Annotated in this window: 20 protein-coding genes and 2 tRNA genes; 13 read left to right on the plus strand and 9 right to left on the minus strand. The window is 61.8% G+C overall.

The genetic code is table 11. The features are described from left to right. Window positions 1–81 precede the first annotated feature (81 nt). Window positions 82–1,359, plus strand: a complete 1,278-nt coding sequence (locus AC1AXT_RS07735) for a hemolysin family protein (protein WP_476541093.1) — start codon at window positions 82–84, stop codon at window positions 1,357–1,359. Between the two features lie 215 nt (window positions 1,360–1,574). On the opposite strand, the gene AC1AXT_RS07740 is transcribed toward AC1AXT_RS07735, so the two are convergent. Next, window positions 1,575–3,239, minus strand: a complete 1,665-nt coding sequence (locus AC1AXT_RS07740; RefSeq protein ID WP_476541095.1) for an RNA-binding domain-containing protein — start codon at window positions 3,237–3,239, stop codon at window positions 1,575–1,577. Between the two features lie 265 nt (window positions 3,240–3,504). Between AC1AXT_RS07740 and AC1AXT_RS07745 the strand changes: the two genes are divergently transcribed. Next, complete coding sequence (locus AC1AXT_RS07745; RefSeq protein ID WP_476541096.1) at window positions 3,505–4,005, plus strand: Dps family protein; 501 nt, start codon at window positions 3,505–3,507, stop codon at window positions 4,003–4,005. Window positions 4,006–4,092: 87 nt separating this feature from the next. Here the strand turns inward: AC1AXT_RS07745 and AC1AXT_RS07750 are convergent, their stop codons facing one another. Continuing rightward, window positions 4,093–4,788 (minus strand): VanZ family protein, encoded by a 696-nt coding sequence (locus tag AC1AXT_RS07750; protein ID WP_476541098.1) that lies wholly within the window; start codon window positions 4,786–4,788, stop codon window positions 4,093–4,095. A 222-nt stretch (window positions 4,789–5,010) separates the two neighbouring features. Further along, the gene (locus AC1AXT_RS07755; RefSeq protein WP_476541099.1) at window positions 5,011–5,664 is read right to left on the minus strand and encodes a M48 family metallopeptidase; all 654 of its coding nucleotides are present in this window, start codon (window positions 5,662–5,664) and stop codon (window positions 5,011–5,013) included. Between the two features lie 242 nt (window positions 5,665–5,906). On the opposite strand from AC1AXT_RS07755, the gene AC1AXT_RS07760 reads away from it, so the two are divergent. From AC1AXT_RS07760 to AC1AXT_RS07770, 3 genes are all read left to right on the plus strand, one after another. Then, the gene (locus AC1AXT_RS07760; protein WP_476541101.1) at window positions 5,907–7,172 is read left to right on the plus strand and encodes a HipA domain-containing protein; all 1,266 of its coding nucleotides are present in this window, start codon (window positions 5,907–5,909) and stop codon (window positions 7,170–7,172) included. A gap of 180 nt (window positions 7,173–7,352) precedes the next feature. Next, a tRNA-Ile gene (locus tag AC1AXT_RS07765) sits at window positions 7,353–7,429 on the plus strand. A gap of 21 nt (window positions 7,430–7,450) precedes the next feature. Continuing rightward, window positions 7,451–7,523 (plus strand) — tRNA-Ala (locus AC1AXT_RS07770). A 256-nt stretch (window positions 7,524–7,779) separates the two neighbouring features. Here the strand turns inward: AC1AXT_RS07770 and AC1AXT_RS07775 are convergent. The 3 genes from AC1AXT_RS07775 to AC1AXT_RS07785 all read right to left on the minus strand — a co-directional run bounded on the left by AC1AXT_RS07775 (window position 7,780) and on the right by AC1AXT_RS07785 (window position 10,197). Next, complete coding sequence (locus tag AC1AXT_RS07775) at window positions 7,780–8,106, minus strand: hypothetical protein (protein ID WP_476541102.1); 327 nt, start codon at window positions 8,104–8,106, stop codon at window positions 7,780–7,782. A gap of 68 nt (window positions 8,107–8,174) precedes the next feature. Further along, window positions 8,175–8,993 carry an ATP-binding cassette domain-containing protein gene (locus tag AC1AXT_RS07780; RefSeq protein ID WP_476541103.1) on the minus strand — a complete coding sequence of 273 codons (819 nt, stop codon included), beginning with the start codon at window positions 8,991–8,993 and terminating at the stop codon, window positions 8,175–8,177. A 25-nt stretch (window positions 8,994–9,018) separates the two neighbouring features. Further along, complete coding sequence (locus AC1AXT_RS07785; protein WP_476541105.1) at window positions 9,019–10,197, minus strand: ROK family transcriptional regulator; 1,179 nt, start codon at window positions 10,195–10,197, stop codon at window positions 9,019–9,021. A 235-nt stretch (window positions 10,198–10,432) separates the two neighbouring features. Here AC1AXT_RS07785 and AC1AXT_RS07790 point away from each other — a divergent pair, with 235 nt between their 5' ends. The 7 genes from AC1AXT_RS07790 to araA all read left to right on the plus strand — a co-directional run bounded on the left by AC1AXT_RS07790 (window position 10,433) and on the right by araA (window position 18,937). Further along, complete coding sequence (locus AC1AXT_RS07790; RefSeq protein WP_476541106.1) at window positions 10,433–11,602, plus strand: substrate-binding domain-containing protein; 1,170 nt, start codon at window positions 10,433–10,435, stop codon at window positions 11,600–11,602. A 29-nt stretch (window positions 11,603–11,631) separates the two neighbouring features. Next, window positions 11,632–13,188: an ATP-binding cassette domain-containing protein gene (locus tag AC1AXT_RS07795; protein ID WP_476541108.1), complete on the plus strand. Its 1,557-nt coding sequence runs from the start codon at window positions 11,632–11,634 to the stop codon at window positions 13,186–13,188. Beyond that, window positions 13,185–14,399, plus strand: a complete 1,215-nt coding sequence (mmsB, locus tag AC1AXT_RS07800) for a multiple monosaccharide ABC transporter permease (RefSeq protein WP_476541110.1) — start codon at window positions 13,185–13,187, stop codon at window positions 14,397–14,399. The genes AC1AXT_RS07795 and mmsB overlap by 4 nt, the downstream gene beginning before the upstream one ends. Before the next feature lie 51 nt (window positions 14,400–14,450). Further along, entirely contained in the window at window positions 14,451–14,729 is a 279-nt protein-coding gene (locus AC1AXT_RS07805; RefSeq protein ID WP_476541112.1) for a carbon starvation protein, read from the plus strand. 135 nt (window positions 14,730–14,864) lie between these two features. Beyond that, window positions 14,865–16,481: a xylulokinase gene (locus AC1AXT_RS07810; protein WP_476541113.1), complete on the plus strand. Its 1,617-nt coding sequence runs from the start codon at window positions 14,865–14,867 to the stop codon at window positions 16,479–16,481. Between the two features lie 117 nt (window positions 16,482–16,598). After that, on the plus strand, window positions 16,599–17,291 hold the full coding sequence (locus AC1AXT_RS07815; RefSeq protein WP_476541115.1) for an L-ribulose-5-phosphate 4-epimerase: 693 nt from the start codon (window positions 16,599–16,601) through the stop codon (window positions 17,289–17,291). A 122-nt stretch (window positions 17,292–17,413) separates the two neighbouring features. After that, entirely contained in the window at window positions 17,414–18,937 is a 1,524-nt protein-coding gene (gene araA / locus AC1AXT_RS07820) for an L-arabinose isomerase (RefSeq protein ID WP_476541117.1), read from the plus strand. Between the two features lie 138 nt (window positions 18,938–19,075). Here araA and AC1AXT_RS07825 read toward each other — a convergent pair whose 3' ends face one another. Together AC1AXT_RS07825 and mscL are read right to left on the minus strand one after the other, a co-directional pair. Next, on the minus strand, window positions 19,076–19,930 hold the full coding sequence (locus tag AC1AXT_RS07825; RefSeq protein ID WP_476541118.1) for an aldo/keto reductase: 855 nt from the start codon (window positions 19,928–19,930) through the stop codon (window positions 19,076–19,078). Window positions 19,931–19,970: 40 nt separating this feature from the next. Continuing rightward, window positions 19,971–20,441 carry a large conductance mechanosensitive channel protein MscL gene (gene mscL, locus AC1AXT_RS07830; protein WP_476541120.1) on the minus strand — a complete coding sequence of 157 codons (471 nt, stop codon included), beginning with the start codon at window positions 20,439–20,441 and terminating at the stop codon, window positions 19,971–19,973. 377 nt (window positions 20,442–20,818) lie between these two features. Between mscL and AC1AXT_RS07835 the strand changes: the two genes are divergently transcribed. Next, window positions 20,819–22,216 (plus strand): MFS transporter, encoded by a 1,398-nt coding sequence (locus tag AC1AXT_RS07835; RefSeq protein ID WP_476541121.1) that lies wholly within the window; start codon window positions 20,819–20,821, stop codon window positions 22,214–22,216. Here the strand turns inward: AC1AXT_RS07835 and trhA are convergent. Then, window positions 22,188–22,949, minus strand: a complete 762-nt coding sequence (trhA, locus tag AC1AXT_RS07840; protein WP_476541123.1) for a PAQR family membrane homeostasis protein TrhA — start codon at window positions 22,947–22,949, stop codon at window positions 22,188–22,190. The genes AC1AXT_RS07835 and trhA overlap by 29 nt on opposite strands. Between the last annotated feature and the right edge of the window lie 150 nt (window positions 22,950–23,099).

Here is a 23,099-nt window from a genome sequence, read left to right on the forward strand (position 1 = left end):
GGCGGTTTCCAAGGCGCCGTCGTCCGCGGCGCCATCCGCAGCATTCCGCGGTTGTTCGAGCCAGCGTTTTAATCTGTTGCCATGTCCCTTGGTTTGAACATCCTGCTGATTTTCGTCTTCCTGCTGCTCGGGTCGGTCTTCGCCGGCACCGAGCTGGCTTTGGTGAGCCTGCGCGGCTCGCAGATCGACCAAATGGAGCAGGAGGACGCCCGCGGCGCCCGCGTCGCCAAAATCGCCCGCGACCCGAATACGTTCCTGTCGACGGTGCAGATCGGCGTGACGCTGTCCGGCTTCCTGTCGGCTTCGTTCGGCGAATCTTCCATCTCCCCGTATATCGTGCCGGTCGTGGAAGGCTGGGGCGTTCCGTCGTCGGTCGCGGCGCCGCTAACGACGATCGTGCTGACGCTGATCATTTCCTACTGCTCGATCGTCATTTCGGAAATGGTGCCGAAACGCATCGCGATGCAGCGCAACGAACAAATCGCCCGTGCCGTCGTGCCGGCAATCTCGGCGTTCGCGAAGATCTGCAAGCCAATCATCTGGCTGATCGGCAAGAATACGAACGGCCTGGTGCGCCTGCTCGGCTTCGATCCGAACGAAACGGAAAGCGAGGTTTCCGACGAGGAGCTGCGCGTGCTCGTCAACTCGAATACGAACCTCACGAAGGACGAACGCACGATCCTCGACGACGTGTTCGACGCCTCCGAAACAATCGTCGCCGAAGTCATGCGGCCGCGTGCCGACGTCGTGTTCCTCGAGGGGAGCATGCCGCTTGCCGAAGCAGCGGAATACGTACGCGAAATGCCGTACTCGCGCTATCCGGTCACCGGCAAGGATTTCGACGACGTGCTTGGTTTCGTGCACGTGCGCGACCTGCTTGACGTACGCGATGAGAACGCGAAGACGGTCGCCGACGTCACCCGCGAGGGGATTTCGCTGCCGGGCACGTCGAAGCTGCTGCCGAGCCTGTCGCTGCTGCGCAAGCGCGGCATCCACCTCGCCGTCGTCATCGACGAGTACGGCGGCACCGACGGCATCGTCACGCTCGAAGACCTCACCGAAGAACTGATCGGCGACATCCGCGACGAGTACGACCTTCCGGCCGAGCCCGGCGCAGCCGACGTGTTCGTTGGCGGCGTCGCCACCGTCGACGGCGGCATGTCCATTGAAGATTTCGACGACCTGACCGGCATCGAACTTGCGGACGGCCCCTACGAAACCGTCGCCGGCTACTTCCTCGCGAAAACGGGCAAGCTTGCTTCCGCAGGAGATTCCTTCTCCGAAGACGGCTACACAATGACCGTTACCAAAGTGGACGGCCGCCGCATAGAAACCCTCCAGGTCACCAAAGACAGCTAATTTCCTCTCACCCCGCTAGCGCCCGCCGCTGAAATATGCAAACGCGAAAGCGTTTGCGGCCTTGTTCGGGGGTCGCTGAGAGCGAGCGAAGCGACGCTCGAAGCGGGGGGTGGTCGCAAACCGGCAAAGCCGGTTTGCGCGAATGCGAGTGGAGGGGCACCGCCCCTCCGCGAGCATCCGCATTAGCAAGCAACCCCGCTCACTAATGCGATGACTCACTCATCGTTTTCCATACCCTTCGGTTCAGCCACCGTATATCGTGTCCTCCGACCGCCTCCGATTGTAACGATGAGCCCCTCTTCGCGCATACGCCGCAACAATACTTGAATACGACGATTCTTAAGATGCATTTTTGTAGCAAGCTGAGCGGTAGTCACCTCTCCGTAAGCGCGTGCATAGCTTAGGATTTCGTTTTGTTGCTCCTGCTCGCGCTGCTTTCGCGCACTGTTTTCCATTTTCGCGCACTGTTTCCTGCTTTCGCGCACTGTTTCCTGCTTTCGCGCACTGTTTTCCGCTTTCGCGCACTGTTTCCTGCTTTCGCGTACTGTTTTCCGCTTTCGCGCACTGTTTTCCGCGCGCTCTGATGATTCTTGGAGTGCGTGTTTTCCCTGATCATTCATTGGCTTCCAACCTTTTCGGGTGAATGCCGGATGCGCCATGAAGGTCACTCTGAAAAAGCTACGGTCATTATCGGTCTCGAAAAGAGGGGGAGTAGAGCCATTGTGTTCCAAGGCCCGCAACATGGTGGGAACACCTGTATTCCGACCCTCCGACAGATGCAGCTCCTTGAGAAAATCTCCAATGCGCCGGTTGCGGTACTTTGCAGAAATCATATGGCGCTGTGCAATATCCTCATCCGAGATAGATCGGTCCGGACCCGGAAGGCTGGTTATGGCCATCCTATCTTGTTCGATGCGAACCGTGACGGGTTCGGGAATCGCATAACTCTTGTGGTACACCGCATTGGTTAACGCTTCTTCGATAGCGGCATAGGGGTAATTGAAAACTCGTACTGCTTCCGCTTGATTGGGGAGCTTGAAGATTTTCTCGGCAACGACGGTGTTGCGGATGTACCGCAATGCGTCGGCAAGTTGCCGGTCTAATGGGCCCCGGAATATTTTTTCTTCCATCCCTTCTCCGGTTGGATCAGGGATGTTGACGACTTCAATTTGCGCAAGACGAATATGCTGCTCGGGCTGCATGGAGAAGAACAACAGCCCAACATTACGCGGATGCATGTCTTCAACGGGACCTCCTACAACACGAAGATCCTGAGCAATGGAAAGCGTATCCTTATCGCTTATAGCCAAGGTGCTGTCGACTGTTGCGAGGTAATCCAGCATGAGGCTGGAACGCAGGTCGCTAATCTGGGCTGCTGGATTTACACGGTCATCATAGGGAATATTCGGCCCCAACGACATGAGCTCGTTAATCTCTGACTGCGATGCGCGAACGGTGTTGGAAAAACGACGAATAAAGTAATCTTTGCCTGTCTCACGCTTGCTGAGAATGCGAGGCGCACGGTATGGGCGTTCATAGCCTCCAGGAGCCCAAATAAGGAGCAGATGCTTGCCCTCGAACTCAACTGGCTGACACACAGGTGCATACACCGGATCGATGCGATGACACATCTGGACGAGATCTTTCTGGTACCTATCTAGCTTTTCTTTTGGTAAGCCAGTGACAGGCAATACAGGAGTACCATTTTCCTCTTTGACGCCGATGACGAGGTAGCCACCACCTAAGTTGTTGATGTCATTGGCAAATGCGCAGAGGGTATGGATAATGGATTCCGGATTCCAGCCCTCTTTATATTCAATACGTGCTTGTTCCACAACTTGGCCACGGAGCAGCTGCTCAACATTGACTGGGATGCTCATCGACTCAGTCCTCCTTGGCGATTGGTTAAGTCATGGTTAAGTCAACATAGTTGGTGCCTACCACTTTACTGATCAAGTCAGCAAGCACCATTCTGGCGCGCCACCCCCTCCACCTCGAACCCGCGCAAATGCTCCGCATTTGCACTTCCTACGTTGTGAATCTTTCTTCCGGCGAACCGGGGGAGTCTTCCGGCGACCTCGGCTAGGCTGGAATGAACCGTGACGGCTTCACCGTCGCGCCAAGCACCCAGGGAAGGGGTACAGTATGGCACTTGAATTCGTTGTTCCGGGCCTTGACGAAGCGGCTTCGGAGAAGGCAATCGGCATCCTGCAGGAAGCGCTGAGCCACGAGCAGGAAACCGCGCTGATCCTCAAGCACGCGCATTGGAACGTTGCCGGCCCGAATTTCATTGCGGTCCACGAAATGATCGACCCGCAGGTCGACGAAGTTCTGGAAATGGCCGACGAGTCGGCCGAGCGCATCGCGCAGCTGGGTGGCTCTCCGGCAGGCCGCGCAACCGACATCGAGCGCTACCGTACGTGGCCGAAGTTCGAGCTGGAAGGCCGCAAGAATGCGCTCGAATACCTCAAGGCGCTCGACGCCTATTATGACAACCTGATCCGTTCGGAACGCCAGGCGTTCGCAGAACTGGAAGAGCTGGACGTCATCAGCTCGAACATCCTGCAGGACCACGTCCAGAGCCTCGAAAAGTTCCAGTGGTTCATGCGCAGCCACCTGGTCGAGGTCCCGGCAGCCCTCGTCTGATAACCGCCGGTTTCAAAGATTCTTGCCAGAGCGCCCGGTTTCCACCATCGGATTCCGGGCGCTCAGCATATTCCGCACAGTAATTATTCAGCACGCAGCTTCGGAAACCGGCTGCAGTGCCGCAACCTCGCCATCGCTATTTTCCGGTTGCTTTCCAAACGAAATCCAGTTTCCCTCCCGCTTCCGCGTACGGGAACCGAGAATAACGCTAACCACGAGCATCCCGAAAATAAATCCAAGCTCATTGAGCGTTATATCGACGATATCGAAGAACCCAAGCGATAAAATCGGCTGCAATGTTTCGCAAACAAGAATGCCAGCAAGGGAAACCAACGCGCTTTTCCACAGCTTATAGCCTTCCAGCGCAGCGCAGCATCCCAGCGGAAGCAGAATGAAAAGATTGACCAGCAATGTCAGCGGGTTTTCTTCAAATTGGGTAACGATATCAAGAAAGTTCAAGTTCACGCCGCCAATGCGGATTCCGCTGCTTTTCAGCATGATCACCACGACCGCAGCCAGAGCGTAGACGATGCCCAGCACGCGCAGATACACGAGATTCAAACGGTTCCGGCACAGCTGATATATCAGGATTCCTGCCAGCACCGCCGGTGTCGCCAGCAACGCCAGCATGAATAGATTGCTTTCCAGCAGCACTGAATCTTCGCCAAGAATATTCACCAGAATATCCCAACCGATAGCGCTATCGACAACAAGATATTTCAACCCAACGAAACAAAGAACACAACTCAATAATCCAGCGATGGCGGAAACACTTTTTCTCATATTCTTCTCCCAACTCTCGTGCGTCCTCGCTGTGTAAATTCATCAACAGCAGGGAACCCATTTTCCTTGATAGCGCATCGAAAAACAGTTCGACCTTGGCTGTCTCATACAGCGAGCAAAAAAGGAGAGGGGAGGAGAGGAAGGGAGCCGTGTCCGCTTTGCCGCGTCGGCTGCCAGAATACCGCAAATCACTGTCCCAGAGGCAATTGACCGGCGCAGCGCCTACCGCAGAATCAGCTCTTTGTTCAGGCGCGTTCGCAACTGTTTCCAGTTGGGCAGCAGCATCGTCATGCGGTTTTGGAAGCCTTCGCCATGGCCATGCTCCCACAGGTGCGTCAGCTCATGGACGACAACGTACTCCAGCAGCTCTTCGTCCATCAACCCCAGCTGAAGGTTAAGCCGGATGCGTCCGGTTTTCGGCGTGCACGATCCCCAGCGGCTCGTCATTTTCCGCAGCGTTACGTCAGTGGGCGCCTTGCCGACGCGCGGCACCCAGCGTTCCAGCAGCCTCGGCACCGCTTCCTCAAGATTTTCGCGTGCCTTGCGTTCCAGATCTTCGTTCCATGTGAAACTCTCTCCCGAAATATCGGGGCGCCCGGCATCCGCCCGCGACTGCGCCATCTTGCGCTGCGCCCCGTCAATCCAGTCGGCGCGCTCCGTCACGAACTGCTCGATGGTGCGACGCGGCATGCGCTGCGGGGCGCTCACTTCGATCTGCCCGTACGGCGGCCGCACCCGCAGGTACATATTGCGGTTATTCTTGCGCAGCACCGTCACCTGCCGCCCGGCGACATCGATAACTTCACGTGAAACAATCTTTCGGGAAGGAGTGGGCTGAGCGAAACCGCGGGCGCGGGGAAGGTTGCGAAACGACATGCCTCACATTCTAAACCGCGCCTTCCGCACCGCTATCTGCGCATCCGTTGCGACCTGGCAACACACAATGCCGAACGCGACAGCGGCACCGCTATGGTTACCCACCAGCTACAATCCCTCGACAGCCAAAGACAAATCAGGGGAAGCCGAAAAACCCGCACCGCCCCAACGGCCCCTAGCATAAAGCAGCAGAATAAAGGCAGCACGTAGAATGAAAAGGACACGCAAGGAGGTGAGCCGCCATGGCCGAATATGTGCTTCACATCGCAGACGACCCCTTGATGACCTTCAGCGCACAACGGCGCACCGGCCTTGGCGGCGGCACGCTGGACATCCATATCCACTGGGTTGACGAAGCAAACCGCAACCGCCTTCCTTTCCCCATCGCCCCTCATCCCACCGCCGAAGCGGTCCGCGAATGGCTCACGCGCCGCACGATACCGCGCAACCGTCAGTTCGCCGAGCAGATTCTTTCCGCCGCCGGCCTTGCAGTCAACGACGTCCTCGGCATCATCGACCTGTGCAAAGGCCTGTCCGTCAACGATGCATACTGGCTCGAACGAGAAGGGGAGAACCTGCGCTTCGCCGACATCAACCTGTTCGACAACCAGCTCGACGAAGCGCTGGCCCTCACCGCCTACACCGGCTACACATCCAGCGAGAAGCACGCCATTGGCCTGTCCAGCGAATGGACGACCGACGGCCAGTTCCCGAAGGCATGGCGCCGCGGCGCGCACGGCCTGGAACTGTGGAAGGGCGGCACCGAAGGCTATGCAAACGCGGGCATGGAGCCGTATTCGGAACTGTTCGCCGCGCAAGTCGCCCGCCAGGTCGGCATCGACGCCGTCAACTACCACCTCGACAAGTGGAAGGGCAAGCTTGCGTCGGTCTGCCCCCTGATGAACACCGCCGACGTTTCGTTCGTGCCATTCTACGCGGCGACCGGCAACCCCGGCTTCCCGCTTGCCCTGGCCACCGCGCGGGCGATGGGAGAAGAGACGTTCGACGCCGTGCGCACGATGTATGTATTCGATGCGCTCATCGCCAACCGCGACCGGCACGCCAACAACCACGGATTCCTGCGCGACAACGCCACCGGCCACATGCTCGGCCCGGCGCCGCTGTTCGACCATAACTGCAGCCTGCTCGCCTACGCCATGGAGGACGAGTGGAGCGATCCGGCATGGATGGATTCCGTCCTCGATACGCAGGGGCCGGCCAGCGTGCGCGAATCGTTCATGGAGCAGGCGCAGTCGATTATGGGCCCGCAGCAGCACGAGATGCTCCGGCGCGCGCTCGACATCCATCTCGTCAACGACGAACGGTATCCGATGGATTCACGGCGCCTCGCAGCGCTGGAACGGTACGTGCGCAACGCGGCCCGGCGCCTGCTGGAGGTGCCGCCGGTCGACGAAGCCGAGCTCATGGCCCAGCTTGACGAATACGAGCAGGAAGCGACGGCCAGCAACCCGGCATGGAACAACGAACGCGAACTCGCCGGCAAGTGACGAGCGGCGAACGGCAGGCAACAGCGAGAGGCAGCCAGCAGCCGGAAGGCACCGCCACCAGGCTTCCACGCCCAGCAATCCGTAGCCGACACGCCGAAACCGCGCTCAGGTTGACATAGTTTTCACGTTGAGTAAGATTTCATTCTGTTGCGCGCGAGAGCGTCCAACACCGAATCATTCGGGCCCGTAGCTCAGGTGGTTAGAGCGCATCCCTGATAAGGATGAGGTCGGAGGTTCAAGTCCTCCCGGGCCCACCATGAAACCACTGCGGTTTCTTTGGGGCTATAGCGCAGCTGGTAGCGCATCTGCTTTGCAAGCAGAGGGTCGCCGGTTCGAACCCGGCTAGCTCCACGGGTGCAATTTCCGGCTTTCCAATTTCCTTCGCTTTCCTTCGATTATTGGAGCTGCACAGCATGCAGCACACGCCCCCATTGCGCCATACATGCTCGACCATTCGAGAAACTGCTCACTTCCACTGTGCAGGATGCGAGCTAAATCCGGCTCGGCTACAATTGCGTGGCCATCCGGGCGCGACCGCTCAAGGCTGTTGTCACCTTGGGTTCTTTCCCCTTCCGCGCCCGGGGCCGGATTTTTTACTTAAGATTTTCTACTTCTTTGCGCGCTTGAGCGGCGACGCCTTTTCCTGCGGCCTGAGTTCGGGGAACTGCTTGAGCATCCAGCGATGCACCGGCGGCACGTTGGCGAGGGCCGCGCCGAACGCCAGCGCCCCGATGGCGATCCAGCTCGCGGCGTCCATCCCCAGCAGCATCAGGATCACGACGGCGCCGAGCGCCGCGATGCCGGCAAGCTGCTGGAACTTGTTCTGCTGTTCGGTCATCTTATGGCTGCGCAGCGGCATCGCACCCATTGCCATGCCTGCGGCCAGGCATGCGATGCCGACGATAATGGACACGGTGATTTCAACTGCAGACATCGGTTCTCCTTTGAACGGGCCTGTTGGCATTGCGTCGTGAAAAATTCTGCGGCTACCGGCTTTCCATGCTATGCGTTGCCGGCTCGCCGGTCAATAGCGAGCCCGCGCACATGCCGGCTGATTTTGCGTGTGGAGATTCCGGCGTCGCCGTCGCTTTTCACGCCCGAGATTTCCGCGATGATCTGTTCGTACGTCGTTTCGCGGGTGTCGTGGATGCTGGCGATATGCCCGCGCCTCATGACGACGATGCGGTCGGACACGGCGAACACGTCGGGCAGGTTGTGGCAGATCATGACAATCGAGCATCCCTGCGCCCGCAGCCGCTTGATATAGTCCAGCACTTCCGCCGTCTGGATGACCGACAGCGACGCGGTGGGTTCGTCCATCACGATGATCGACGGGTCATGCAGCAGCGTCCGCGCAATCGCCACCGTCTGCCGCTGGCCTCCGGACAGCGACGCAATGCTCTGGCTGGGCCGTATGTTGGCGGTCAGCGACGCCAGCGCCTTGCGCGCGCCGCGCACCATCGACTCGTCGTCGCGCAGCCTGCAGCGCCTGCGCTGTTCGTTGCCGAGGAACAGGTTCGCGGACACATCGAGATTTTCGCAGAACTCCTGGTTCTGGAATACGGCGGCGATGCCCTGGTCGCTTGCCTGCTTGACGCTGGCGAACGTCACTTCGCGCCCGTCGCGCAGCATGATGCCGCTATCGGGGGAGGTCACGCCGGTCATGATGTTGGCAAGCGTGGATTTTCCGGCGCCGTTGTCGCCGACAATCGCCACGATTTCGCCGGCATACACCGACAGATCCACGCTCTTGAGCGCTTCGATATGGTCGTAGGTCTTGCAAACGCCTCGCAGTTCCAGTAGCGGTGTCGTTTTCTTCATCGTCTCGCCTCGCGTCCGGCTCTCGTCATTGCTGCGCCAGATTGGTGCGTTCTACGTTCTCGATTGCCATGATAGCCGCGCCGATGGCCGCGCCGGCCGTCGGGTATTTCGCCGGAATCACTTCGATTGCCGACATGACGTTGGGGAACAGCTTGCGTTGCAGCGATTCCGAGAACGGCTCGCTGAACGCGTCGCCTGACTGCGAAAGCAGGCCGCCGATGACGATGAGTTCGGGGTCGAATGCGATGCACGTCGTGGCGGTGACGTCGCCGACGCGCATTGCGGCGTCCTCGATGACGCGGCGGCATCCGACGTCGCCGTCGTTGGCTTTCTGGACGAGATCCTCCATCGTCAGGTGGCCGTGCGTCACCTCCAGCAGCGACGTCAGCCGCTGCTCGTTGACGACGGTGTTGAGGCACCCGCGGTTGCCGCACAGGCAGATGCTGCCCAGCGGATCGACCTGTACGTGCCCGATTTCGCCGGCCAGCCCGGTGACGCCGCGCCATACTTCGCCGTCGCTGATCAGTCCGGCCCCCACGCCACTGGATACCTGCACGTACAGGAACGAGCGCACGTTCTCTTCGGAGGCCGCGCCGATGCGCGCTTCGCACAGCGCCGCCGCGTTCGCGTCGTTGTCGACGAACACCGGAACGTGGTAGGCGTTGCCGATGACGTCGGCGACCGACACGTCCTCCCAGCCGTTGAGCAGCCCGGGCACGGCGATCATGTTCGAACGCTTCTCGACCGGAGCGCCCAGCGCCACGCCGACGCCGGTCACTTCATCGATGGAGAAGCCGCCGGTTTCCAGCGTTTCGGCAAGCAGCATCTGCGCCCGTTCGAGCGTTTCGTCGGGCCGGTGCCCGTCGCCGAGCGGCAGCGCATGGCGCGCGAGGATCTGCTTGGCGGAATCCAGCAGCACGAGGTCGAGCGTGCGGCGCGTAATGGCAACGCCGACGGCGAGGCCCTGGTCGTGGGCCAGCGCGACGAGCGTCGCGCGCCGTCCGTTGCGTACGGTGCTGCGCGTTTCCAGCCTGCCCTCGTCGGCCAGCTCATGCACGAGCGCCGAGACCGTCGCCGTCGACAGCCCCGTCATCTCCGCAAGCTCGACCTGCGTCATCGCGCCGTACTTATGGACAGTATCCAGTAGATTGGCGCGGTTAGCCTCCCGTAACGAACGTTGGGATCCAAAAAGCTTTCCTGCCATAGTTATCTATAGTAAACACAAAAACTTAACAAATCGACAGGAATCTCCAGTTTTGAACGTTTTTCTCACGTTCTCAGCAATCTTGAGTTAACAAACCGAACTCAATAGACATTTTTTCGGAGTGTTGAGTTTGACAATCTAACTCAACATCGACATCATAGAGACTAGCCAACGAGCAATCGGAGGCCAGCGGACAAAGCAGTCCGTTCCTTCAATGAAGAAGATGGAGAAGCACATGAAGTTTCCCAAGAAAGCACTGGCACTGTTTGCCGGCATAGCGATGATCGCATCGCTGGGCGCCTGCAGCAGCACTCGTGCCGGTTATGAGAACAACACGAATACGAAGCTTGAAAAAGGCGCGACCATCGGCATTTCGATGCCGACGAAGTCCGAAGAGCGCTGGAACAAGGACGGCAACAACCTCAAGGCCAAGCTGGAGAAGGCCGGGTACAACGTCGTGCTCAACTTCGCCGACGACAAGCCCGCCCAGCAGAACGCGGACATCGAGAACATGGTCAACAAGGACGCCAAGATCATCGTCGTCGCCGCCAAGGACGGCTCGGCCGTAGGCCCCGCCGTCGAGAAGGCCCGCGACGCCGGCGCCAAGGTCATCGCCTACGACCGCCTGATCATGAACACCGACGCCGTCGACTACTACGCCACGTTCCAGCTGGAGCAGGTCGGCGTGCTCGAAGCCAACTACCTCATCGAAATGCTCGGCCTCAACAGCGGCGCCGAAGGCCCGTTCAACATCGAGCTGTTCACCGGCTCGCCGGACGACAACAACGCCAAGTACTTCTTCAAGGGCGCGTGGGACCTGCTGCAGCCCTACTTCGAGAAGGGCGTGCTGGTGTGCCCGTCCAAGCACGGCGGCGGCGTGACGAAGGACTTCACCGTCGACGACTGGCAGAAGATCTCGGTGCAGAGCTGGAAGACGGAGCAAGCGCAGAAGGACATGGAATCGATCCTCGACTCCACCTACGCCAACGGCCAGAAGCTCGACGCGGTCCTCACCCCGTATGACGGCATCGCGCAGGGCGTCATCAACGCCATCGAATCCAAGCGCCCCGACATGGTCCCCGGCACCGATACGTGGCCGGCCATCACCGGCCAGGACGCCATGGAGATCGCCGTGTCGAACATCGCCGCCGAAAAGCAGGGGGAAACTGTGTTCAAGGACGTCAACGAACTCGGCGAAGCCGTCTACAACATGGTCATCGAAATCGCCGAAGGCAAGGAAGTGTCCGGCATCAACGGCGAATTCAACAACGACGTCAAGGACGTGCCGACGAAGATGCTCGACCCGCAGAACATCACGATTGACAATCTCTCCGACCTTGTCAAGGCTGACTACATCACGCAGGAACGCTTCGACAAGCTCACCAGCGGCAGCGCCGCCGAATGACCCCAACCAGCCACGAAAGGAGCATCCGCATGTCTGGAAACGACACGATCCTGCACATGGACAACATCGTCAAGACGTTCGGGCCCGTCAAGGCGCTTTCCGGAGTGGACCTCAACGTGGAGCGCGGCGAAATCCACGCGATCTGCGGCGAGAACGGCGCCGGCAAGTCGACCCTGATGAACGTGCTGTCGGGAGTCTACCCCTATGGCAGCTACGAAGGGACGATCACCTTCGACGGCAAGGAATGCAAGTACCGCAACATCAGGGATTCCGAGCATGACGGCATCGTCATCATCCACCAGGAGCTGGCCTTGAGCCCCTTCCTGTCCATCGCCGAGAACATCTTCATCGGCAATGAGCAGGAAAAGGGCGGCGTCATCGACTGGGACGTCACGCGGGCCAAGGCGAAGGAGCTGCTGGAACGCGTCGGGCTGCCGGAAAACCCGGACACGAAGATCATGGACATCGGCGTCGGCAAGCAGCAGCTGGTGGAAATCGCCAAGGCGCTGTCGAAGGACGTCAAGCTGCTGATCCTCGACGAGCCGACCGCGGCCCTCAACGACGAGGACTCGGCCCACCTGCTCGACCTGGTGCGCCAGCTGCGCGACGAGCACGGCGTGACGAGCATCATCATCACGCACAAGCTCAACGAGGTGGCGGCCATCGCCGACAACGTGACGGTCATCCGCGACGGCCAGACCGTCGGGGAGATGTTCATCACGCCGGAAACGCCGCTCGACCAGGACGAGCTAATCCGCAAGATGGTCGGCCGTTCGCTGACGAACCTCTACCCGGAGCACGACACCAATCCGCCGGGCCCCGAATACCTGCGCATCAAGGACTGGACCGTCTACCATCCGCTCGATACGCACCGCGTCATCGTCGACCACGCCGACATCGTCGTCCACTCGGGCGAAATCGTCGGGCTGGCCGGGCTGATGGGCGCAGGCCGCACCGAAATGGCGATGAGCATCTTCGGCCATTCCTACGGTTCGCACATCTCCGGCGAGCTGTACGTCAAGGGCAAGAAGATGGACCTGCACAACGTGCAGGCCGCCATCGACGCCGGCCTGGGGTACGCGTCCGAAGACCGCAAGGGCAATGGGCTGAACCTGCTGCAGAACATCCGCGAGAACGCCTCGATGGCGTCCCTGAAGAAGATGAGCTCGCACGGCGTGATGGACGACAACCTCGAGCGCACGACGGTGGAGCGGTTCCGCAAGGAATTCAACATCAAGTGCCACGACATCGACGTCCCCGTCTCCACGCTCTCCGGCGGCAACCAGCAGAAGGTCGTGCTGTCGAAGTGGGTCATCTCCGACCCGGACGTGCTGATCCTCGACGAACCGACGCGAGGCATCGACGTCGGCGCCAAATACGAAATCTATGAAATCATCAACCAGCTTGCCGACGCAGGCAAGGCCGTCCTCGTCATCTCCTCCGAACTGCCCGAACTCATTGGCATCTGCGACCGCATCTACACGGTCAGCCAGGGCGTCGTGACGGACAACGTGGACAAGCGTGGATTCACGCAGGAATACCTCATGAAGGGCATGACCAAGGAAAAGGAGGTGGCAGGACGATGAGCTCGTCTACCGCATCACCCGTGAAGAAAGAGAAGACCGGCGTCCTCGCCACTCTCGCCAATAATTCGAAGCAGTACGGCATCGTCGGCGCCCTCGTCGTCATCGTGCTCGTCTTCGAGTTCCTGACCAAGGGCGTGCTGCTCAAGCCCAACAGCTTCGTGTCGCTCATCCAGCAGAACGCGTACGTCATCATCCTGGCCATCGGCATGGTGATGGTCATCATCGCCACCCACATCGACTTGTCGGTCGGCTCGATAGTCGCCTTCGTAGGCGGCGTGTGCGCCATCCTGATGGAACGCCAGGGCGTCAACTGGATGCTGGCCATCCTCATCGCGCTGATCGTCGGCCTGATCATCGGCTGCTGGCAGGGCTTCTGGATCGCCTACGTCGGCATACCCGGCTTCATCACGACATTGGCAGGCATGCTGATCTTCCGAGGCCTGGCCACCGTCATCGTCGGCGAATCGGTGCCGATCACCTCCCCGGAATTCCGCGCCATCGCCCGCAACTACCTGCCCAACATCTTCCTGTGGTGGGGACCGTTCGACGGCCTGACCATCGTCGTCGGCATCCTGTGCATCGCCGGCTTCATCTGGTCCACGCTGCGCAAGCGCGCCCGCGTCGCCAAGGCGGGCCTGACGCCCGAACCGATGGCCCTCGCCATCACGAAGATCGTCATCGCCACGCTGCTCATCGGCTTCGTCACCTACCTGCTGGCCCTCTCGGGCAACGCCACGCAGGGCGGCATCCCGATCATGCTCGTCATCCTCGCGGTGCTCGTGTTCGTCTACAACTTCATCCTGACGAAGACGGTGTTCGGACGCCACGTCTACGCCGTCGGCGGCAACCGCAAGGCCGCGATCCTCTCGGGCATCAACACCCGCCTCGTGGACTTCAAGCTCTTCGTCCACATGGGCTTCCTGTCCGCCGTCGCAGCCGTCTGCGTGCTCTCCCGCCTGTCCTCGGCCACCGCGCAGGCCGGCATGGAGTTCGAAATGGACGCCATCGCTTCCTGCTTCATCGGCGGCACGGCCGTCACCGGCGGCGTCGGCACCATTCCGGGCGCCGTGGTCGGCGCACTGGTCATGGGCGTCATCAACCAGGGCCTGTCGATCATGGGCGTGGATACCGCCATCGTCAAGACGATCAAGGGCCTGGTGCTCCTCGGGGCCGTCGCGGTCGACATCATGTCGAAGCGCAAGAAGGCCTGACCTACTTACCATCATCACCACCACCAACAGCAACGACAGGAGAACACGACCATGAAGCTCAATACCGCAAGCCGCGCGAGGCTCTACGCACTCACCTGCATCGCCATGATGATCTGGCTCGTACAGACCGTCATGCAGTCGGAAGCGGACGGCACGCTGTTCTCCTGGTCGTCGCTGGTCTTCATCGCCTGCATCGCCACCGTCACCGTCTACTGCGGCTACTGCGCCGTCAAGGACTGGAACGTCAAGGACCCGGCGGAAGGCGACGACGCCGGCGATGGCGATGCCGACGCAACGAAAGGAGGCAAGCAAGTCCAGTCGAAAAAATAACGGCTCTCGTTGAATCTAGTTTTCCTTTAATCTCGTCTCTTTCTCTCCTTACAGCGGCCGGCCGCGATGGCGGCGACAGCACCCGGCAGCGCAGCCGGCCGCTTCCTTCCTTCTTCCCGAACAGGAGCATTCACCATGGCAACCCAATCCTCTTCCCGTACCGACGACATCGTGGCCGGACGCACCGCACTCGGCGTTGAGTTCGGTTCGACGCGCATCAAGGCCGTCCTGATCGGCGAGCGGCACGAAACGCTGGCTACCGGCGAATACGAATGGGCGAGCCATCTGGAAAACGGCCTGTGGACCTACGGCCAGAACGAAATCTGGCAGGGGCTGCAGGCAGCCTACGCCGACCTCGCCAACGACGTCGAGGCGACGTACGGCACCAGGCTGGAACGCATCGCCCATATCGGCTTCTCCGGCATGATGCACGGCTACCTGGCGTTCGGCGCGGACGGCGAACTGCTCGTGCCGTTCCGCACCTGGCAGAACACCAACACCCACGAAGCGCATCTGGAGCTCTCGGAACTGTTCCAGTACAACATTCCGGAACGCTGGTCGGTAGCGCACCTGTACCAGGCCGTGCTGGATGGCGAACCGCACGTCGCCGAAATCTCGTATATCACCACGCTGTCGGGCTACGTCCACTGGAAGCTCACCGGGCGCAAGGCGCTCGGCATCGGGGACGCTTCCGGCATGTTCCCGATCGACCCCGACACCAAAACGTATGAGCAGCGCTTCCTCGAGCAGTTCAACGCATTGCCGGCCATCGCCGCGCAGCCCTGGCAGTTGCAGGACCTGCTGCCCGAGCCGCTGGTCGCCGGCACGCCGGCCGGAACGCTCACCGAACAGGGCGCGCTGCTGCTCGACCCCACCGGAACCCTCCAGCCGGGAGCGGTGCTGGCGCCGCCGGAAGGCGATGCGGGCACCGGCATGGTCGCCACGAATTCGGTGCGTCAGCGTACCGGCAACGTGTCGGCCGGCACGTCGATCTTCGCCACCGTCGTGCTGGAACGCAGGCTTTCGAAGCTCTATCCGCAGGTCGACCTCGTCACCACGCCGTGCGGCGACCTCGCCGGCATGAGCCACGCCAACAACTTCACCTCGGACCTGAACGCATGGGTCGGCCTGTTCCGCGAATTCGCCGCGGCGAGCGGTCATCCGATTTCCACCGGCGACCTGTTCGCCACGCTGTTCAACGCGGCCATCAGCGCCGACGCCGACAGCGACTGCGACGGCCTCATCAACTATCCATTCCGTTCCGGCGAATTCCTCGCCGGCATCGAGGAGGGGCGCCCGCTGTTCGCCCGCGCTCCCGAAGCGCGCATGACGCTGGCGAACTTCATGCGCACGCAGCTGTTCAGCGCGTTCAGCCCGGTCAAGATCGGCATGGACGTCATGACGAAGGACGAAGAGGTGCGCATCGACACCCTCGTCGGACATGGCGGCATCTTCACGACGCCGGTGGTGGCGCAGAAGATCCTGGCGGCGGCGTTCAATACGCCGATCAAGGTCATGGCGACGGCCGCCGAAGGGGGCGCCTGGGGCATGGCCGTGCTGGCCGGATACCTCGACCATGCCGCCGTGCCGCTCGCCGACTACCTCGAGCACGACGTGTTCGCCGGCGCCGAATCGACGACGCTGGAACCGGATGCCGCCGACGTGGCCGGCTTCGAGGCCTTCTTCAGCCGGTTCCTCAACGGGCTGGACATCGAACGGGCCGCCATCCGCGCCATCCCGCTGGAGTCGTGAGATTTTCGCCCGGTCAACGCCGCCCGGGCGAAACCACCCAACGCAACCATCCAGCCAACGCAACCAACGCAATACCTGAACACCTGAATACCTGAACCAACCGAAAGGACACCCACCATGGCAACCCTGGCAGACTACGGGCCCGAAGTGAGGGCCGAAGTCAAGCAGGTGCGCGAAATCGTCGCAAGCCTGCACGAACAGCTCATCAAGTGGAATCTGGTCGTATGGACGGCCGGCAACGTCTCGCAGCGGCTGCACACCGCCGACCTGATGGTCATCAAGCCCAGCGGGCTGCGCTACGAATACCTGACGCCCAGCTCGATGGTCGTCACCGATCTCGACGGCAACGTCGTCGACGGCAACGAGGCGCCGAGCTCGGACACCGCGTCGCACGCGTACATCTACCGGCACATGCCGGACGTGTACGGCGTCGTGCACACCCATTCCACCTACGCCACCGCGTGGGCAGCCACCGGACGCAACATTCCGTGCGGGCTGACGATGATGGGCGACGAATTCGGCGGCCCGGTGCCGGTGGGGCCGTTCCGGCTCATCGGTTCGGAAGCGATCGGGGAGGGCGTCGTCGAAACGCTGCGCAAGTACCCGCATTCGCCGGCCGTGCTCATGCAGAACCATGGCCCGTTCACCATCGGCAAGGATGCCGAATCGGCGGTGAAGGCGGCCGCGATGACCGAGGAAGTGGCGAGGACGATGTGGGCGGCAACGCAGCTGGGCCCGATCATCGAGATCGCCCCCGACGACATCGCCAAGCTCAACGACCGCTACCAGAACGTCTACGGCCAGCACTGAGCAAGGGCCCTCCCGAACAACGCCGGCACTGGGGCAGTTCCCGTACCGGCGGAAGCCGGAGCCCGCAGCACCACCAACTTCACTTAGCTCACCACCTTCATCAATCCCACCAAGGAGAAACAATGACCCTCGAAAACCCGTTTGCAGGCAAGGAAATCTGGTTCGGCGTCGGCTCGCAGGACCTGTACGGCGAAGAGACGCTGCGCCAGGTCGCCGCGCAGTCGCAGGAAATCGTCGATACGCTCAACGCCAGCGACGACATCCCCGTCAAGCTCGTGCTCAAGCCGACGCTGAAGTCGTCCGACGGCGTCAAGCAGTTCATGGTGGAAGCCAGCGCCAATCCGAACGTCATCGGCGTCATCGCCTGGTGCCATACGTTCTCGCCGGCGAAGATGTGGATCCGCGGCCTCGAAGCGCTCACCAAGCCGCTGCTGCAGCTCAATACGCAGCATCATTTCGAAATCCCGTGGGAAACCATCGACATGGACTTCATGAACCTGAACCAGGCCGCGCACGGCGACCGCGAGTTCGGCTACATCCTCACCCGCCTGGGCATCCCGCGCAAAATCGTCGTCGGCCACTACACCGACCCCGAAGTCGCCGCGAAGATCGGCGTCTGGGCACGCGCCTGCGCCGGCTGGGATGCGTCGAACAACATGAAGGTCATGCGCTGGGGCGACAACATGCGCAACGTCGCCGTCACCGAAGGCGACAAGACGGAAGCGGAACGCGTATTCGGCGCCTCGATCAACACCTGGTCGGTCAACGAGCTGTGCGCCGCCTACGACGCCGTCACCGACGACGAGGCCAACGCCATCATCGAGGACTACAAGGCCAAGTACGACATCGCGCCGAGCCTGCTCGACCCGGCGAAGGACTACGAATCGCTCGTCATCGCCGCGAAGGAAGAAGCGGCCATGGTCGGCATGATGCGCGCCAACGGCTGCACCGCCGCCGTCGACAACTTCGAGGACCTCGGCACGCTGCCGCAGCTGCCGGGCGTCGCCGCGCAGCGCCTGCCTTCCGAATACGGCTTCGGCTTCTCGGCGGAAGGCGACTGGAAGACGGCCGTGCTCGTCCGCGTCGGCAACGTCATGGGCTACGGGATGCCAGGCGGCGCCTCGCTGATGGAGGACTACTCGTACAACTTCGTTGGCGGCCACGAGAAGATCCTCGGCTCGCACATGCTGGAAGTCTCGCCGTCGCTGGGCACCATCGCCAAGCCGAAGATGGAGATCCATCCGCTCGGCATCGGCGGCAAGGCCGACCCGGTACGCCTCGTCTTCACCGTCGCGCCGAAGAAGGACGCCGTCGTCGTGTCGATGGCCGACGTGCGCGAACGCTTCCGCCTGACGATGAACGTCGTCAACGTCGTCGAGCCGGACGGCAGCCTCCAGGCGCTGCCGTGCGCCCGCGCGCTGTGGGCTCCGGAACCGAGCCTGAAGGTCTCGGCGGAATGCTGGCTGATGAGCGGCGCCTCGCACCACACCTGCATGACGACGTCGGTCGGCCGCGAAGCGTGGGAGGATTTCGCGCGTATCGCCGGCGTCGAGCTCGCCGTCATCGACGAGGACACCACGCCACGCGGTTTCGAAACGGAACTGAAGATGGAGGACATCTACCACCGCCTCAACAACCGCCACTAAAACCAAGATTGCCAATGGCAGCCCCCGCCAACGTAACGCCCCCACGTCACGTTGGCGCGGCCTGCGGCAATGGAAAGGCCCCGGGAATCCCGGGGCCTTTCCAATTCCAGCGCCATTACGCCGACGCCATTGCATCGGCTATGCGTACGAGAACGTCGCCGGATCATGCCCGGCGCGGGTCGGACCGTCCAGCGCGTCGATGGCCGCATGTTCTTCGGGCGTCAGCTCGAACCCGAACAGCTCGATGTTCTCGCGCTGCCGCTCCGCGTGAACCGACTTGGGGATGATGATCGTGCCGTTCTCGATGTGCCAGCGCAGAATGGCCTGCGCCGGGGTGACGCCGTGGGCGGCGGCGATGCGTTCGATGACGCCGTCGCCGGCGGCGAGGTCGGCGCCGCGCGCCATCGGCGAATACGCCTCGACGGCGATGCCGTGCTCCTTGCAGAACGCGACGACGTCGCGCTGCTGCCAGGTCGGGTGCAGCTCGATCTGGTTGACGGCCGGCCACTGTCCGGTTTCGTCGTGCAGGCGCTGCAAGTCGGACGGCATGAAGTTGCATACGCCGAGCGTGCGGATGCGCCCCTCGTCCTGCAGGCGACGCATCGCGCGCCATGCCTGCGGCGAGCGCCAGTCGAACGGCGTCGGCCAGTGCAGCATGTACATGTCGACGTAGTCGAGCCCGAGCAGCCCCAGCTGCCGGTCGAACGCCCGCAAGCACGAATCGTAGCCCTGCTCGGAGTCCTTGAGCTTCGTCGTGACCCACAGGTCGGCGCGGTCGACGCCAGCGTTCGCGATGCCGCGCCCCACGCCGGCTTCGTTGCCGTACCCGGCCGCCCCGTCGATGTGGCGGTAGCCGATTTCCAGCGCCGATTCGACGACTGGCACGACGCCTTCATCGTCGATGCGCAGCACGCCGAGCCCGACCTGCGGAATGGCGTTGCCGTCGTTGAGCGCGATATTCGGCACCAGCGCCGCCTGCGGATCTTCCATCATCCCTCCCAATCTTGTAGGTAACGGTACGAGCTTACACGGCTCACGCGGCGCTGTGCTTGCCGTTGTGCGCTTCGGCTTCGGCCGCTTCGTTCTGCTTGGCGAGCGAATCGCGGATCTGCTGCAGCAGGATGACGGTCTGCTCTTCGGCGCTCAGGTCCGGTTCCTCGGCGGCCACGTCCTCGCCGCCCTTGCGGTGTGCGGCCATCGCCTTCTCGGTGACGTCGCGCATCTTGTTAATCGGCACGACGATGCAGAAGTACACGGCGACCGAAATAATCAGGAAGTTGATGACGGCTCCGAGGATCGAGCCGATCTTGAACTGCGAATTGTTGATCGTGAACACCCACAGGTTGCTCATGTCCTGCTTGCCGAAAATGGCGGTGACCAGAGGATTGATGAACCCGTCTACGAGCGCCGTGACGATGGTGGTGACCGCGGCGCCCATAACGACGCCGACTGCCATGTCGACCATATTGCCGCGCATGATGAACTTCTTGAACCCGTCAAGCATGATATGCTCCTTCACTATGCGGGCTGCCACCTCCCGCGGACTGGTTGGGTCAGCCGCGAAACCCCGCCGGGTAGCGTACCGGTTGCCGCCCTATTGCGACGCCGCCAATGCCCCCGCCGGCTGGTCCTCCGGCCTTTTTGGCTTAGTGCCAAGTGTAGCGGTTCGTTGCACGGCGCCACGTGAAGCGCTCAAGAACCGCACCGCTGTTTCCTCCCGGCGAACATGTCCGGCACGCCGCGCCCGGCTGCCGCACACTGGGAACCGGAGGAATGCGGAATAATAGGACTCCAGATTCCCGCTTTTCCGGCCGTCCATCAGGCATGGTCCATCAGGCACCGCCATGGCGACCCGCCCCGCGTTGCCTTGAAAGGACTTCCATGGAATACGACAGCCACGCGCCTTCCGGCGGCACCACCACGCCTTCCGGCACTCCTGCGCCGGCTTCCGGCAAGGTCGCCCCGTTCACGGCGGCAAAGCTTCCGTCCGGCAAGCCGAAGAAGGAACGCCTGCTGACCCGCGATGTGCTGCTGATCATCGGCGCGACGTTCCTGTACATGGGCTCGATGATGCTGACGAACCCGATCATGGCCGGTTTCGCCGGCTCGATGGGCGTCGGCGGCGTCATGATGGGCTTCGTTACGGCGCTGCTGTCCATCGTTGCGCTGTTCTGCCGCCCGATTGCCGGCAACCTTTCCGACCGGACGAGCAAGCGCCGCCTCGCGCTGTTCGGTTCCGTGCTGATGGCGCTGGCCAACGTGTCGTATGCGTTCGCGCCGAACACCGGCCTGCTGATGGCGTCGCGCGTGCTCAACGGCATCGGGTTCGCCGCGTGCTCGGTGTGCCTGGCGAGCTGGATGTCGATGCTGCTGCCGATGAGCCGCATGGGCGCCGGCATGGGCCTGTACGGCACGACGAACGCGCTGGCGCAGGCCGTCGGGCCGGCCCTGGGCATCCGCTGTTCGGAAACGATCGGCTACCGGCCGACGTTCTTCATCGCCGCTGGAATGTCGCTGGCGATGGTCGCCTGCGTCCTGCTGATCCGGGACCCCGGCTTGCCGCCGTCCCAGCGCCGCGCCGCGCTCGAAGCCGTGGAGGGGAAGGGACAAGATTCACGGCTTCGCGACGAGGAAGCGCTGGTCGACGACTTCACCAAACAACCAGATTCCCCCGCTTCCAGCGGAGCAGTTCCCCCTAAGCGCCGCCGGTTCTCGCTGAATTCGCTGTTCGAAGTCAAGGTGATTCCGGTCGCGCTGATCTTCATGCTGTTCGCCATTCCGTATTTCGCGAACCAGTCGTTCCTTGTCGAATACTGCAACGGGCGGCATCTGGACGTGTCGGCCTCGCTGTTCTTCCCGGCGTACGCCATCGCGTTGCTGCTGCTGCGCATTTTCATGCGCAACCTGTTCGACCGCAAATCGTTCGCGTTCTTCCTGACGCTGGGCACGGCGGGGGACCTGCTGATGCTGCTGGGGCTGACGGTCATGCGCAGCAATCTCGTGATGCTGGCTGCGGCCATCATCACGGCGTTCGGCTACGGCATGATGAGTTCGGTCACGCAATCGCAGGCCGTCATCATCGCCGGAAAGGAGCGCGCCGGCATGGCGAATACGACCTACTATGCCGGCATCGACCTTGGCCAGGCCATCGGCCCGCTGCTTGGCGGCGTGCTGTATGCGGCGCTGCCGCTGCAGTGGTTCTACGTCGTGTTCATGGCGACGATGCCGCTGGCCTGGATTATCTACGCGTTCACCCGCGCATCTTCACAACGACCATGAAGATGGCCACGACGTGGCAGGCGTAGCCGAGCACCGTCGCCAGATGGAAAATCTCGTGGTAGCCGAATACCTTCGGCGCCGGGTTCGGCTTGCGCAGCGCGAAGCAGACGGCGCCGGCGATGTATACGCCGCCGCCGCAAATCAGCAGCACGGTCGGCACGACGCCGATATACGGCGACTGGAAGAACAGCCAGATGATGGAGAACGGCGCGAGTCCCAGGATGCAGTAGAAGATGGTGAACAGCCAGTCTAGGCCTTCGGACCAGATCAGGTGCAGCACGGTGCCGAGGATTGCCAGCCCCCACACGATGCCGAGGTAGGTCCAGCGGATCGCCACGTTCTGTATGGCGAACAGGAACGGTGTATTGGTGCCGGCGATGATCAGGAAGATGTTCGTGTAGTCGATTTTGCACAGCGTCTGGTCGACGCTGACGGGGAAGTGGCCATGGCCGATGTGCAGCGCGGCGCTGACGCCGAACAGCAGCATCGACGTAGCGCCGAACAGGCTGACGGCGACGGTCATTGCGCCGGCGGGCGCGAGGCAGATCAATACCACGGTGACGGCGATGGACAGCGGGAACGTCACCAAATGGAACCAGCCGCGCATCAGCGGCTTTTCGTCCAGCATCTTCTTGCGCTGGCGTCGTTCCTTCACGACGGCGACGCGCTTCTTGCGCTCCCGGAGCTCATCGGCCGACAACGCGCCGCTCGCCCGGTCCTGCTGTGTCGTCATATTCATTTTCCGACCCATACCCGTCACCCTACTCACCCCGCCACCCCCGCTGGCGGGGGTCGGAGAGCCGAGCCGAAGGCGAAGGCGATTCGGGGGGTGGTCATCCAACGCAACCAAAGAAAAAGCGGGCAGCAAGTACATTGCTTACTA

The sequence above is a fragment of the Bifidobacterium sp. LH_450 genome (assembly GCF_056356715.1).

Coding starts and splice junctions, on each gene's coding strand:
- AC1AXT_RS07735 (WP_476541093.1), top strand. CDS start 82: ATGTCCCTTGGTTTGAACATCCTGCTGATTTTCGTCTTCCTGCTGCTC.
- AC1AXT_RS07740 (WP_476541095.1), bottom strand. CDS start 3,239: ATGAGCATCCCAGTCAATGTTGAGCAGCTGCTCCGTGGCCAAGTTGTG.
- AC1AXT_RS07745 (WP_476541096.1), top strand. CDS start 3,505: ATGGCACTTGAATTCGTTGTTCCGGGCCTTGACGAAGCGGCTTCGGAG.
- AC1AXT_RS07750 (WP_476541098.1), bottom strand. CDS start 4,788: ATGAGAAAAAGTGTTTCCGCCATCGCTGGATTATTGAGTTGTGTTCTT.
- AC1AXT_RS07755 (WP_476541099.1), bottom strand. CDS start 5,664: ATGTCGTTTCGCAACCTTCCCCGCGCCCGCGGTTTCGCTCAGCCCACT.
- AC1AXT_RS07760 (WP_476541101.1), top strand. CDS start 5,907: ATGGCCGAATATGTGCTTCACATCGCAGACGACCCCTTGATGACCTTC.
- AC1AXT_RS07775 (WP_476541102.1), bottom strand. CDS start 8,106: ATGTCTGCAGTTGAAATCACCGTGTCCATTATCGTCGGCATCGCATGC.
- AC1AXT_RS07780 (WP_476541103.1), bottom strand. CDS start 8,993: ATGAAGAAAACGACACCGCTACTGGAACTGCGAGGCGTTTGCAAGACC.
- AC1AXT_RS07785 (WP_476541105.1), bottom strand. CDS start 10,197: ATGGCAGGAAAGCTTTTTGGATCCCAACGTTCGTTACGGGAGGCTAAC.
- AC1AXT_RS07790 (WP_476541106.1), top strand. CDS start 10,433: ATGAAGTTTCCCAAGAAAGCACTGGCACTGTTTGCCGGCATAGCGATG.
- AC1AXT_RS07795 (WP_476541108.1), top strand. CDS start 11,632: ATGTCTGGAAACGACACGATCCTGCACATGGACAACATCGTCAAGACG.
- mmsB (WP_476541110.1), top strand. CDS start 13,185: ATGAGCTCGTCTACCGCATCACCCGTGAAGAAAGAGAAGACCGGCGTC.
- AC1AXT_RS07805 (WP_476541112.1), top strand. CDS start 14,451: ATGAAGCTCAATACCGCAAGCCGCGCGAGGCTCTACGCACTCACCTGC.
- AC1AXT_RS07810 (WP_476541113.1), top strand. CDS start 14,865: ATGGCAACCCAATCCTCTTCCCGTACCGACGACATCGTGGCCGGACGC.
- AC1AXT_RS07815 (WP_476541115.1), top strand. CDS start 16,599: ATGGCAACCCTGGCAGACTACGGGCCCGAAGTGAGGGCCGAAGTCAAG.
- araA (WP_476541117.1), top strand. CDS start 17,414: ATGACCCTCGAAAACCCGTTTGCAGGCAAGGAAATCTGGTTCGGCGTC.
- AC1AXT_RS07825 (WP_476541118.1), bottom strand. CDS start 19,930: ATGATGGAAGATCCGCAGGCGGCGCTGGTGCCGAATATCGCGCTCAAC.
- mscL (WP_476541120.1), bottom strand. CDS start 20,441: ATGCTTGACGGGTTCAAGAAGTTCATCATGCGCGGCAATATGGTCGAC.
- AC1AXT_RS07835 (WP_476541121.1), top strand. CDS start 20,819: ATGGAATACGACAGCCACGCGCCTTCCGGCGGCACCACCACGCCTTCC.
- trhA (WP_476541123.1), bottom strand. CDS start 22,949: ATGACGACACAGCAGGACCGGGCGAGCGGCGCGTTGTCGGCCGATGAG.